This window comes from Marinobacter sp. L-13, assembly GCF_056857715.1.
Genome location: NZ_JBSXNQ010000049.1, coordinates 1 through 12165, shown reverse-complemented (window position 1 = coordinate 12165; position 12165 = coordinate 1). Strand labels below are relative to the sequence as shown.

Sequence of the window (12165 nt, the reverse complement as noted above, 5' to 3'; positions counted from 1 at the left end):
TTATATTGAGGAAATTAAGGAAAATTGCCTACCAAATGGCAAATTTCAAAAATTTTCACTAAATAATCTACGGTAGTATTTTTACGTATGCTTTTTGCACATAACTCGTGTTGTGTAGGCATAACGGACACACACTTTTCGCCCACGAAAGAAAAAGAGAGAATAACTATGATTCGCAAACTAGCACCGCTTGTATTCGCTTGTGCTGCGGTAACCTCCGTAAGCGCGACAGCCGATCAGCTGGACACCGTGATTCAACGTGGCACTCTGAACTGTGGCGTGGTTCTGGATTTCCCACCAATGGGATATTTTGACGAGAACAACGAGCCTGCAGGCTTCGACGTCGATTACTGTAACGACCTGGGCGAGGCGCTCGGCGTGGACGTTAACGTTCTCAACCTGACCTGGGGCGAGCGGATTCCCTCCCTGGTTTCCGGCAAAACTGATGTGGTTATCGGTTCTACCTCCGATACACTGGAGCGCGCCAAGACCGTTGGCTTCACCTACCCGTACTTCGTGTTCAAATTCCAGGTTATCGCCAACGAGGACAAGAACATTGAATCCTTCGACGACCTTAAGGATCTGAAAGTCGGTGCGGCACTCGGCACCACCTACGAAACCGAATACCTCGCGTATGCCGAGCAGCAGGGCTGGGGCAAGGACAACTACACCTCCTTCAAATCCGAGAACGATGCCTACCTGGGTCTTTACCAGGGCAAGGTCGACGCAATCATCTCTACCAACACCAACATTGCGACCAAACTGCGTAGCGAAGAGTTCGCAGACTTTGAAGCGGGCCCCTACGTTCCCAACTACGACGACGTTGTGGGCATCATCGCCAAGCGTGATGAGGTTGCCTGGATCAACTACCTGAACCTGTTCCTGGTACGCCAGATTCGCGACGGCAACATGAACGAAGCTTACAACAAGCACTTCGGCACCGATGCGCCGGCCGATCTGATCAAGTCCCTCCGGGACAACAAGTAAGCGCCGAACCGACGGCCGCCAAACAGGCGGCCGTCATTGCATTGGTTCCCGGGTCGGGCACTCACCCTCGGGTGTCCTGACCTAAAATTCTGATCAAGGCCCCTCTTACCGGGCTCTGGTCGAGTTTCCTACCATTCATAAAATGGCCAAGGTATGGACTACGAATTTCACTGGAACGTTGTGTTCCAGAACATGCCCCAGCTGCTGAACGGTGCCTTCGTTACCCTGCACGTATCCGTTCTGGCGATGCTTCTGGGCGTTGTGATCGCAATACTGTTGGCGATCGCCAAAATGAATAACACGAAGTTCTTCAGCCAGGTTGCTACGGTCTGGGTCGAGATTGCCCGGAATACGCCGGCCCTGTTCCAGATCTACATGGCCTATTTTGGCCTTGGAGCATTTGGTATCCACCTCAGCCCCTACGTGGCGGTACTGAGCGCACTGGTCTTTATCAACGCGGGCTACCTGACGGAGACGTTCCGGGGTGGTTTCCAGTCGATTCCGAGCACGCAGTACAGCGCCTCCAAGTCGCTGGGCATGACCAGTATCCAGACGTATCGATACATCATCCTCCCGCAGATGCTGAGACGCATCTACCACCCGATGACCAACCAGTTTGTCTGGTCCATCCTGATGAGCTCTCTGGGCATTCTGGTCGGTATGAGCGAGCTTTCTGGCACGACTCAGCGTTTGCAGTCGCTGTCGTTCCGAACACTGGAGTTCTTCATTGTGGCGGCCGTGATGTACTTCGTGATCACCAAACTCGTGTTGTTCGGGTCATCATTGCTTGCGCGTAGACTCTTCAAGGGGGAAATCTGATGAATTCCTTATTCACACCCCTGTCCTGGAGCGATAGCGGTCTGATTCTGACCGGTGTCTGGAATACCATCATCATCTCCGTTGTCGCCATCGTGGTGGGCACGATTCTGGGATTGATCGTTGGTTTTCTCCGTGCCGAGAGCAACAAGGCCGTCAACGTCCTTTTCGGTAGCGTGCTCGACGTGCTGAGAAGTGTTCCCCTGATCATCCAGCTTATTCTGTTCTCCACCTTTGTCGGTGCGATGGGGAATCCACTGGCGCCGTTTGTTGCGGGCTCCATTGTGCTTTCGCTGTATACCATGGCCTTCATGAGCGAGGTGTTCCGCAGTGGCTTTGAGAGCGTCAGTCCCTCAATGCAGACGGCAGCGCGCTCACTGGGCATGACCAAATGGCAAACCATCTACCACATTCGGTTGCCGATTGGTTTGCGTGCTGTGTTCCCCTCGTGGCTGGGTGTTGCACTCAGTGTCATCAAGGACTCGGCCCTGGTCTCGGTCATCGGTTACATGGAATTGCTGCGCACGTCGGAGCAACTGATTTCAAGAACCCAGCAACCGCTCGAGATTCTGATCGGTGTTGGTATCTTTTACTTCATTATTTCGTACCCGCTGTCCCACTACGGCCGGTATGTTGAGAGGAAAATGGCAATATGATCAGCGTACAGAATGTCCATAAATCCTTCGGCGATCTTGAAGTACTGAAAGGCGTCAGCCTGGATGTAAAGAAAGGCGAGGTCGTGAGCGTTATCGGGGGCTCCGGCAGTGGCAAGTCGACTCTCCTGTATTGCATCAATGCCATTGAGCCCATCAACAAGGGCAAGATCCTCGTTGATGATGTGGATGTCCATGCCAAAGAGACCAACAAGGACAAGCTGCGCCAGAAACTGGGCATGGTCTTTCAGCAATGGAATTCCTTTCCTCATATGACTGTGCTGGAGAACGCCGCACTGGCGCCCAGAATCGTCAAGAAAATGAGCAAGGAAGAGGCAATCGAAATTGCCAAGAAAGAGTTGGAGCACGTCGGCCTGGGCGACAAGTTCGACGTCTATCCCACGAAAATGTCGGGCGGTCAGCAGCAACGCCTGGCGATTGCCCGTGCTCTGGCCATGAAGCCTGACTACATGCTGCTTGACGAGGTGACCTCCGCGCTCGACCCGGAGCTGGTCGGCGAGGTTCTGGATACCCTGCGCTTGCTGGCAGAAGAGGGGATGACCATGATCTGTGTGACCCACGAAATGGGGTTCGCACGGGATGTCTCTGATCGGGTGGCTTACTTCCACGAGGGTGTGATCGCAGAGATCGGTGAAGCACGCCAGGTGATTACCGATCCGCAAAACCCGCTCACCCAGAAGTTCCTTTCAAAAGTGCGCTAGAAAGTCGCCACAACCGTGGCGCTGGCTGGGGGAGTTCTTGGACCCGCTTTCCCAGCCATTTTTCCAGCCCGCCCAGAATCCGGTGGCTTCAGTTCCGGTTCTTCAGCACCTCATAAATCTTCCTGACCGCTTCCTCCTGCTTTTGTTTTTCAACCATATCTTCCAGCAGCTCCAGTACCCGTTTTTCGTCGTTGCTCCGAAGACCCGGCCAGTACACATAGGGCACCAGATCTGGATTGCTGATAAAGAACAAGGCGGTTTGTTCCGGATCGTTGGCGATGTCTCCGCGCAGGCCTACGGTAAACTGGCGGCCCTCGCCACCCCGTAGCGTTAACAGGAGGGATTGGTCCTGCTCGATGAATCGGGATTCCTCCACGGTAATGGGCTCTGCCAGATCGGGTACCGAGGTGATGTAGTATTGAAAGCCAAGGAACCCCAGCAGAACAGCAATCAACGCTGCCAGGGCAAAGGATTTGATCATTCTGAAGATTCCAAGCTGCTTACATTGCTCTGGCAAATAACCCAAAGGGGAGGGATTTGATTACGTAACTAATCGGCGTCCATGGCCACCAGGGCACGTAGGCCCGGCGCTTCTCCGATTCGATGGCTTTCACCAGGGCCTTTACACCGGTTTCCAGATCCACACGGAAGGGCGCGCTTTTAGTGTCCCGGTTAATATCCGTGAGAATGTAGCCGGGCATAATGTTGCTGACGTTGATCGGCTTACCCTTGGTATCGAGCTGCAGACCTTCCGCCAAAGAGGCTACGGCGGCCTTGGTGGCAGCGTATACGTTCAGTGGACCACGGAAGCCGCGAACACCACTGACAGACGACATTAACACCAGGTGACCGCTGTTCTGCTCGCGGAAGATCTCCATGGCTGCCTCACTCTGGGCAATAGCAGCGATGAAGTTGGTCTCGGCGGTGTGGCGGTTGGCAGCGAAATGCCCACGGCCGATGGGCTGTGAGCTGCCAATACCTGCATTAACCACCACCCGATCAAGACTACCGAGCTCATCCCGGAAGCCCCGGAACACTTTGAACACCTGATCGTAATCGCAGACATCAAGGCCTCGGACGAGTACCCGGATATCCGGATGAGCCTGCTGCAATTCCCGCTGGAGAGCTTCCAGCTTGTCTGCCCGGCGCGCACAGAGCGCCAGATTACAGCCTTTGGCCGCCCATTCGCGAGCCATGCCTTCCCCGAGACCGGTGCTGGCACCGGTAATCAGAATGTTCTTTCGCATCAGCTATCCCCTGGATTCGTTCGGATTATTTGCGCTCACAGTACCATGATCGAACGCCCAGGGGATTGACTGAAATGCAACTCTGCACTGGCCATTCCGTTCAGGGTAGAACGTTACTCCACCATTACTGTGATCTTCTCGGAAACCACTGGCGGGTTGTGCGGCACATGCATGTGATCACCGACCAAAAGCTGCAGCGTGTGTTTACCCGGTGATAGCGTGATCTCGGTTTCGGTTTGCCCGCCACCAAAGTGTCTGATTTGATCCGTTGCCGGGAGGGATTTGCTCAGATCGGACGGTACGTCGGTATCGATCAGCAGGTGGTGGTGTCCGGTGCCTGCTTTTTCCACGCCAGCAGGTGCTACGCCCATGTTCCGCAGACCAAAGACGACTTTGAAGGTTTCGTTTACGGTTGCGCCGTCAGTTGGTTGCACGAAATACACGCCAGCGTTGGCCGGCGCCTCAGACTTCATGCTCTCTGCAATCGCTGCTACTGGCGCGATCAACAGAGCTGAAAACAGTGTAATTGCGATCCTGTTCATTTCGTTTCCTCCTTGGTGTTCGCCACCAGTGAGTATAGTTGAGGAAACGTATGCGTGACGGCCGCTTCAGTTTTCCACGGCAGGAATTATGTGCTCCTCAATTAACTGGAACTGGCGGCGCAAAAAGGCTGAACCCGGCGAGGGAGGGGTAGGGTCAGAGGTCATCACCACGGTCAGTTTGCGAGCGGGCATCACATACAGTACCTGGCCTCCGTACCCACGCCCGTAATACCCCATTTCGCCGGCGAGCGGCTGCTGGAACCAGCCATAGCCATAGGGATCATCTGTGTAGGCGGACCTTCCGCGTTCAATCCAGGACTCCCGCACCCAGTTTTCCGGAAACAGGCGCCGATCACCAAGGCGGCCTTCATTGCGATAAAGCTCGCCGATTTTGGCCAGGTCCCTTGGCGAAAGAGCCATATTATTGCCACCAAAATAGATCCCCTGGGGATCCCGGCCCCAGGCCGGAATGGTTATATTCAGTGGCTCGCCCAACCATTCCCGCGCCAGGTCGAGCGTGCTGCGCCCGGCGCTTTCAGTGAGCGCCGCCGAGAGCAGGTGGCTGCTGCCGGTGGAGTAGAGCATGCGACCGCCCGGCTCATCCACGAACGGCCGGGTGAGCACATGGTGAACCCAGTTATCGCTGTTCACCCAGGTGCCATAGTAACGGCCAGATGTCCGCTGCAACCCGGCCTGCAAAGACAGCAGGTGCCCCAGAGTTATCCGGTCCACGCCCTTGGTGGCGGAGGCGGGTACGCGGTCACCGAGCGTTTCAATAACCGGTTGATTGGTTCCCTCGAACACACCTTTTTCGATGCCGATACCCACCAGCGCGGCGAGTACTGTCCTGGAGAGAGATTTGATGTTGGTTGGCGTGTCGAGCCCGGCACTTTTCAAATCCAATGCCAGAACTTCCTGGCCCTCATGGACAACAATCAAGGAGTGAAGGCGCTTAAGGTTTGCAGCCTCTCTGGACACCTCTGCTTGCCAGTCTGCCGTCTCCGAGTGGCTTGGCGGGGTCACCAGGAGCAGCAGTGCGAAAAGCCAATATGAAAAGCGTTGCATAGTGTAAGGAGGCGCTAGCGTCTTCGTTTTGGTAAGTGGAACGTCGATCATATGACTACTGTACGTCAGCGCGCCGAGAGGAGGTCACGGCTTAATCAGATCTGTGGTGATTATCGGGTACGCGATGCAGATTTATGCGCCTCTAGGCGCAAACATGATGATCGCCATGCCGAGCAGGGCTACGCCGGATCCCACCAGATCCCAAACGGTTGGCCGGATACCATCAATAGCCCAAAGCCAGAGAATGGCCATGAAGATATACACACCGCCGTAGGCCGCATAAACCCGACCGGCGGCAGTAGGATGCAGGGAAAGTAACCAGGCAAATGCCGCCAGGCTCAGGGCCCCGGGTACGAGAAGCCAGATGCTCTTTCCCTCGCGAAGCCAGAGATAGGGTAGGTAGCAGCCAACGATTTCAGCCAGCGCGGTAACGAGAAACAGACCGATGGTTTTCAGTTCAGGCACGGGGATTTTCCTTTGTACCGATAAAAAGCCGTATTTATGACGCTTTGTGAACCAGTCTTTACGATTTACATGGGGATAGGAGAGTAATTACCGCGCACTTCTAAACCATAGGCCTGAAATTCGGTAATGCCGCAACCCGATCCAGCCATGCGCGAATCGCAGGGTAGGCTTCCAGCTCAAAACCACCCTCATCCGCGACGTGGGTGTATGCATAGAGTGAGATATCTGCAGTAGTGACCTTCTCACCCGCCAGGAATGGCGTCTCTGCCAGTTGTTGCTCCATCACCTGCAAGGCCTTGTGCCCGCCGGTTTGCTTGGCGGCATACTCGTCGGCTTTGTCTGCCGGCAGTCCCAGGTACTTGTTGATAAAGCGCGCGACGGCGATAAACGGCTCATGGCTGTATTGCTCGAAGAATTGCCATTGCAGAACGCGGGCCTGGGCGAGGCGGTCATTCGGGTACAGATCAGAGCCGAACGCGAGGAAGTTGATGATGGCGTTGGACTCTGACAACGCCTCGCCACTATCCAGCTCCAGCAGAGGAATCTTGCCATTCGGGTTCTTTTTCAAAAAATCATCGGATTTTGTGTCGCCAGCCAGAATGTCGACATCAATCCACTGATGGTCGATGTTCAGCAGTTGGCAAACGAGCTGAACCTTGTAGCAGTTCCCGGATTGGGTATCGCCATAGATTTTCATGCAGTTTCCTTTGCTGGGAGAGCGCCGTTTTTCAGGCCGGGGCGTTCAGGGCTCCGATCCGGGCTGCTTGAGGTCTTTGGTGTAGACATGCGTTGTTTTGGATTGCGTATAACCAACCGCCGGATAAAAGCCATGAGACTCAAGGCGCGTTACATTAGAGCGTACCACCACCCGCGGGAGTCCCATAGAGCTGGACCAGTCTTCAGCAGACTGGACCAATAGCTGGCCGATACCAGCCCTCCGTGCGCGGGAGCCTACAACCAGGCCTGTAATTTCCGCGACAAACAGCTCGCTGAGGAACAGGCGCTTTTCCACTGCTATCCATCCAACGACCGAACCCCCGGAAAGGGCGACGAAAATCTGATGGCTAGGAGAGTTAGCGATTGCCTCGAGCCATGCTTTCGTTCGGAGCCTGCTGGCTGTGTAACCCCATTCGAGGACCAGAGCGTGAATGCCATCAAGATGATCAGCCCGCCCCGGTTCGATTGAAATGTCCATATTCAAACGCTAGTCCGGGAGGGTGTGCTATGGCGATTCATTCTTGGGATTTGCCTTTGACCCACCTGTCGCCCTCCTTGCGATATTCCTCTTTAACCGCCGCCCAGGCTACTTTGTGGGCCGTCTCTATCGCAGCTGGCTGTCCTTGCTGCCTCTGCGATTGATGCCGCCAGACTGGCTGCGCTCCTTTTCATGGGCCGACTGGCAGTCAATGCACAAACGAACACCGGGAATGGCCTTGCGCCGGGCCTCTGGAATTGGTGCTCCGCACTCATCACATTCCTCGGCACTTTCGCCTTTGGCCAACTGGCTGCGTGCGCGCTGGATTTCATCCTCAACGCTTGCGTCGATCTGTTCCTGAACCGCACCATCACGAGACCATCCGCCTGCCATGGGGCCCTCCGAAGTCTGGCTGACTGAAACCACTCAACGTTAGCATTGTAGCTCGGGTGCTCAAAGATGGCCGACGCTGATTTGGCTGATGCGAACGGTTAAAGCCTACCGGCTTCAGTCTCGCGCCCACCTCGAAGAACCAGATACAGCAAGGGCCCTGCGGAGACAAACACTGCTGTCAGAACGAAAAACGGAACCAGGTAACCCAATCCTTTGCCTCGACGTTTGGCATCCTGGTACATCCAGATGCAAGCCAATACCGCGAGAATGTAGAGATCGATAACAACCTGTGCGGTATCGGGGCTCGACATCAACTGGGCGCCGAATGCGAGGAGCGATTGCTCGGCGCCGGCCATCACCCAGAAGGTGAAGCCCATAAACAGGCAGAGAACGACGAGGGGGAGGGGGGATAGTCTCATAATCTTCCTTGATTTATTTGTTGCTGGAATTAAAGGTCTTCAGCGATGCGCTTGAGGGATTCGCCATCAAGAAAATCGGAGTCAATCTTTAGCAGCTTTGCATCTTTGCCGATCACAAAGAGGAAGGCTTTGTTCCCGTGGTCGGAGTAGGCGAGTGAATAGGAATCCTGCGTCCAGGTGGCGACATCTCTGCCGCTGACAAAATTCTCGTGCACGGCCCCGATCAACGTCTGGTCACAATCGGCTGCAGCTGTCTCAAAGAAAACAGCCTCGAAGAAAGTGGCCGCTGGGCAGCCGTATTCCAACGTTTCATCGTGGGTCATGTCTGCGAATGCCAGGAATCGTTTACCTAGCTCGTCGCCGTATCGGAAGATCAACATGTTCTGGCTGTCGCCAATATCGCCAACAGCGGCGAAACCTGCCGGAATGCTGAATCTCAAGTCCGAGTACAAAAGCTCGATTCGGTTACCGGCATGAACAGCAACGGACAAACTTAAAGCAACAGCGATCAATCCAATCTTGAACATCTCAAATTCCCTTTAGTGCCATGTGGATTTCAGAGCGGAAATTCTGGCTGACTTGCAGCTTGCAAATGTAATAAGTCTGACTGTTACCGGAAGCGATGTTTTTACCGATGCCAGCCACTTGTTTCACGATATAGGAGATTCCTGGCTTGCCGCCGCTCGGTCTGGGAACCAGGTCCATGGAAGCTGAGCACGATTGCGACTCGGTTACTGCGGTATAGACGACCTCAGCGGATCGTTCATTGACGGATTCAGGTGAGGCCGTGCCATCGCCCCAGAAAAAGTTGATGGCAGCGGAGACATACTCACGGTCACTGTGATCCATGATCCAATTCCTTTTGTTTACTGAGAGATAACGTCCTCCTGGACGCTTTGCACGTTAGCAAATGATCATTGCGAGAGCGAGTAAATCTACTGCGACCAAGTCACGTTCAAATTCGAAAAAATAGATCTGCTTCAGTTATTTGCGCCGGACTCATTTTTTATGCAGCTCCCTGTAGCGTTCCTCCAGTTCGGCACGAATGGCGCGGCGCTCCTTACCGTTGGCAAATCGCCGGATCTGATCATCGGTACGTGGAACCAGCTGCGGCACGGCGACGGCTTTACCGTTGTCATCAACCGCCACCATGGTAAAAAAGCAGCTGTTGCTATGGCGAACCAACTTGTCGCGGATGTTCTCGGTAACCACCTTGATGCCGATCTCCATGGAGGTACGGCCGGTGTAGTTCACGCTGGCCAGAAAGGTGACCAGCTCGCCAATTTGGATGGGTTGGAGGAACATCACCTGGTCGACGGACAGAGTAACGACATACGTCCCGGCGTAACGGCTGGCGCAGGCATAGGCGACTTCATCCAGGTACTTCAGCAGGGTGCCGCCGTGCACATTGCCAGAGAAATTGGCTTTGTCCGGCGTCATCAGGACGGTCATGCTCAGGCTTGTTGAATTGTTTTCCATGGCGCTTCTCTGTTGGTTTGCTGTCCAGTATAGGCGCCAGGGTGCTGGTGGTGGCAGTAGTTATTAATCGGCCTCGAAAGTCACCAGATCCACATCCGCTGCCTGGGTGCGTAACGGCACCAATGCCTGATAGGCAGGGGAATTGTGCCAATCGGTGGCGGAATCCGCATCCGGAAAGCGGATAACCACGGTATCGGTGTGCCGGTATTGCCCGCTCAGTGCCTTCGCCTGTTTACCCCGAAGCACCAGTTCTGCACCCCAGGGAACCAGCGTTTCCGGAACAAGGCTGCGGTATTCAGCCCATTTGTCCGGGTCTTTCACGGTGATGTTGCCGATCACGTAGGCTGTCATTAGCGGGCTCCGGTTATCGAGTGGGTGGTTCAGTCGGGTTGAGTCGGATGGTCACGAAAAATAGATCTGTCCCGGTTTCGCTTACCGCCCTAAGTCCAAAAATTTGCGAAAGCGCTTATTCAACTCCTCTTCGTCAAGCTGATGGTAAAGCCACTTTCTGGCCTCGGATGACTTCCGCTGAATTTCGATCTTTCCGGACCGGCATCCATTCCCTCGGCTTCCTGTGAGAAGGTCTGCGCGCCAGGGCCTGAGAACGTATCTCTGCTATGTAATCGGCAGCCTCGTCGTTGAACAAAAACCTGACAGGCAACGTCTTTTCCTCAAAGACTGCCAAGCACTTATCCGAAACCTGACCTCCACCCCGTATGGACAAAATGAAGTCGATCGTCGCCTAATAGATTTCAAACCGTTTGTCGAAAAGGTCCATCCTGTGGCGATATGCCGCTGTTTTCCAATGTTTCCAAGCTATATACACACCCAAGAAACCTATTACAGGTACAGCAAGCGCACTGAATAATTCGGTAACAGGCATTAGGTCCTCAAGAAACATTCAGGCAACCTTCCGTATAACGCCCGGCTCACGCGCCGTTTTGGAGCCGCGAAGCGGTGGAAAAGCGGTCGCTGTGCAGCCGATTGTTTTGTGACGGTATTAGTCAGATGACTGGAGACGCATTGGTTCATTCTCGATCGGAACTTTTTTCCTTGAGGAAAAAATATGGTAGCCACCAACATTCCAACTGATCGTGCACAGGACGTCTTCACAATTGTCGGCTTCATACTGAAAAACGCGCTTGACTTCACTATCCACGCCTCTAAAGCTGACAACTATCTGGCTATACATACCAGACAAGCCATTTTTTTCTAAATATTTATTGAAATTTTCTGCAATCGCTTTGGCTCCATGCTCATAGACTGAAAATTTTTGAGAATTTCCCTTTAGTCTTAATTGCTCTGCCATTTCTAATCTAAGCTCTTGTACTAAGATATCCTCCCTTGGGCCGAAACCCGTTCTATCACTAGTCTCGGACAGAGATCGAATATCGAAGGCAACAGGCACTGACAGTTCTAAATCCGGAACTTCAATGCGGAGAGTACCATCAACAAGTCGATGAACAATGTCACTAAGGCGTACAAAATATTTATAATTCGCGACAACAGATATACTCGCGTCTGTATCGCCAATTGGCAAGTCGAATAGCGTTGTACGGAATTTTTGTTTTTTTAAAGTCTCGCCGCTTTTGAGGGTAGCAATCACGTACTCATCTGAACCTTCGATGGAGATGAAGGAAGAAATGCTGCTATTAAACTCTTCAGAATTTATCAATTTTAGATCGCTTAGCTTTATGAAAAACACCAGACCGAGCACGAGCAAAAATAATGGAATCCACCTGTTAAATTTTCGAAAATAAGAAAATGCCATGCTTACTCCAGTAGAGTAAGAGGCAGGGCGTAGTCGGACTATTTCCCTGCCTCTCCTCTCCGAACCGGACGTGCACCTTTCAGCGCATCCGGCTCTCCGTTTAAACGCTGGACAGTGCCATAGCGACCTCAGGAAAGCGCGAGGTCCAAGTGTTTCTGGGTTCTGTCCTCAGGTAGGGATTACCCTCCGGAAGACGCCAACGGAATCGCTTTTTCCCGTGACCGACGAGTCGGTACAGAATGGCTCCACTGAACAGTCCCTGATTGGTTCTGCCATACAGCACCCAAGTCTTACTTTGACCTGAAGCCGGGGCTTTGAACCAATGACGCATCAGCGGTTTGAGCCGGGAGCGATATTTGCGGCCCAGCCAATGGGCCAGTTTCCAGAACACGACACCATCGATGTAGCTGA

20 protein-coding genes are annotated in these 12165 nt (G+C 53.6%); 4 read left to right on the top strand and 16 right to left on the bottom strand.

All coding sequences use genetic code 11. The annotated features are described in order from the left end of the window. Positions 1-168 precede the first annotated feature (168 nt). From AC13DD_RS07535 to AC13DD_RS07520, 4 genes are all read left to right on the top strand, one after another. Complete coding sequence (locus AC13DD_RS07535) at positions 169-987, top strand: transporter substrate-binding domain-containing protein (RefSeq protein ID WP_053114982.1); 819 nt, start codon at positions 169-171, stop codon at positions 985-987. A 153-nt stretch (positions 988-1140) separates the two neighbouring features. Next, positions 1141-1806, top strand: coding sequence for an amino acid ABC transporter permease (locus AC13DD_RS07530; protein ID WP_008169533.1), 666 nt, complete (start codon positions 1141-1143; stop codon positions 1804-1806). Beyond that, the gene (locus tag AC13DD_RS07525) at positions 1806-2459 is read left to right on the top strand and encodes an amino acid ABC transporter permease (RefSeq protein WP_008169529.1); all 654 of its coding nucleotides are present in this window, start codon (positions 1806-1808) and stop codon (positions 2457-2459) included. Before AC13DD_RS07530 ends, AC13DD_RS07525 begins: the two co-directional genes overlap by 1 nt. Beyond that, positions 2456-3178 (top strand): amino acid ABC transporter ATP-binding protein, encoded by a 723-nt coding sequence (locus AC13DD_RS07520; RefSeq protein ID WP_014576841.1) that lies wholly within the window; start codon positions 2456-2458, stop codon positions 3176-3178. Before AC13DD_RS07525 ends, AC13DD_RS07520 begins: the two co-directional genes overlap by 4 nt. A gap of 88 nt (positions 3179-3266) precedes the next feature. Here AC13DD_RS07520 and AC13DD_RS07515 read toward each other — a convergent pair whose 3' ends face one another. From AC13DD_RS07515 to AC13DD_RS07440, 16 genes are all read right to left on the bottom strand, one after another. Next, complete coding sequence (locus tag AC13DD_RS07515; protein WP_273017883.1) at positions 3267-3659, bottom strand: hypothetical protein; 393 nt, start codon at positions 3657-3659, stop codon at positions 3267-3269. A 19-nt stretch (positions 3660-3678) separates the two neighbouring features. Further along, on the bottom strand, positions 3679-4425 hold the full coding sequence (locus AC13DD_RS07510; protein WP_482931034.1) for an SDR family oxidoreductase: 747 nt from the start codon (positions 4423-4425) through the stop codon (positions 3679-3681). A 113-nt stretch (positions 4426-4538) separates the two neighbouring features. After that, positions 4539-4958 carry a DUF4399 domain-containing protein gene (locus tag AC13DD_RS07505; RefSeq protein WP_405420962.1) on the bottom strand — a complete coding sequence of 140 codons (420 nt, stop codon included), beginning with the start codon at positions 4956-4958 and terminating at the stop codon, positions 4539-4541. A gap of 75 nt (positions 4959-5033) precedes the next feature. Further along, positions 5034-6032 carry a serine hydrolase domain-containing protein gene (locus AC13DD_RS07500; RefSeq protein ID WP_482931033.1) on the bottom strand — a complete coding sequence of 333 codons (999 nt, stop codon included), beginning with the start codon at positions 6030-6032 and terminating at the stop codon, positions 5034-5036. Between the two features lie 132 nt (positions 6033-6164). Further along, a complete protein-coding gene (locus tag AC13DD_RS07495) occupies positions 6165-6497 on the bottom strand; it encodes a YnfA family protein (RefSeq protein ID WP_008169514.1) in 333 nt (110 codons plus the stop codon). A 100-nt stretch (positions 6498-6597) separates the two neighbouring features. Then, the gene (locus AC13DD_RS07490) at positions 6598-7194 is read right to left on the bottom strand and encodes a glutathione S-transferase family protein (protein WP_339620786.1); all 597 of its coding nucleotides are present in this window, start codon (positions 7192-7194) and stop codon (positions 6598-6600) included. Positions 7195-7239: 45 nt separating this feature from the next. Then, the gene (locus AC13DD_RS07485) at positions 7240-7692 is read right to left on the bottom strand and encodes a GNAT family N-acetyltransferase (protein ID WP_273073092.1); all 453 of its coding nucleotides are present in this window, start codon (positions 7690-7692) and stop codon (positions 7240-7242) included. Between the two features lie 37 nt (positions 7693-7729). After that, positions 7730-7822, bottom strand: coding sequence for a ChaB family protein (locus tag AC13DD_RS07480; RefSeq protein WP_075267801.1), 93 nt, complete (start codon positions 7820-7822; stop codon positions 7730-7732). Continuing rightward, positions 7819-8085, bottom strand: a complete 267-nt coding sequence (locus AC13DD_RS07475) for a DksA/TraR family C4-type zinc finger protein (protein WP_008169508.1) — start codon at positions 8083-8085, stop codon at positions 7819-7821. The genes AC13DD_RS07480 and AC13DD_RS07475 overlap by 4 nt, the downstream gene beginning before the upstream one ends. Before the next feature lie 98 nt (positions 8086-8183). Further along, complete coding sequence (locus AC13DD_RS07470) at positions 8184-8504, bottom strand: DUF2834 domain-containing protein (RefSeq protein ID WP_008169507.1); 321 nt, start codon at positions 8502-8504, stop codon at positions 8184-8186. Positions 8505-8533: 29 nt separating this feature from the next. Then, positions 8534-9031, bottom strand: coding sequence for a hypothetical protein (locus AC13DD_RS07465; RefSeq protein WP_273073086.1), 498 nt, complete (start codon positions 9029-9031; stop codon positions 8534-8536). A 1-nt stretch (position 9032) separates the two neighbouring features. Further along, complete coding sequence (locus AC13DD_RS07460; protein WP_014576852.1) at positions 9033-9353, bottom strand: hypothetical protein; 321 nt, start codon at positions 9351-9353, stop codon at positions 9033-9035. A 150-nt stretch (positions 9354-9503) separates the two neighbouring features. Continuing rightward, entirely contained in the window at positions 9504-9983 is a 480-nt protein-coding gene (locus AC13DD_RS07455; RefSeq protein WP_008169502.1) for an acyl-CoA thioesterase, read from the bottom strand. 63 nt (positions 9984-10046) lie between these two features. Then, positions 10047-10334 carry a DUF1330 domain-containing protein gene (locus tag AC13DD_RS07450; RefSeq protein ID WP_273073087.1) on the bottom strand — a complete coding sequence of 96 codons (288 nt, stop codon included), beginning with the start codon at positions 10332-10334 and terminating at the stop codon, positions 10047-10049. A 649-nt stretch (positions 10335-10983) separates the two neighbouring features. After that, positions 10984-11754, bottom strand: a complete 771-nt coding sequence (locus AC13DD_RS07445; RefSeq protein ID WP_273073088.1) for a hypothetical protein — start codon at positions 11752-11754, stop codon at positions 10984-10986. A 100-nt stretch (positions 11755-11854) separates the two neighbouring features. Next, positions 11855-12165: hypothetical protein (locus AC13DD_RS07440; protein WP_482931032.1), on the bottom strand; the 311-nt coding region annotated here is incomplete at its 5' end.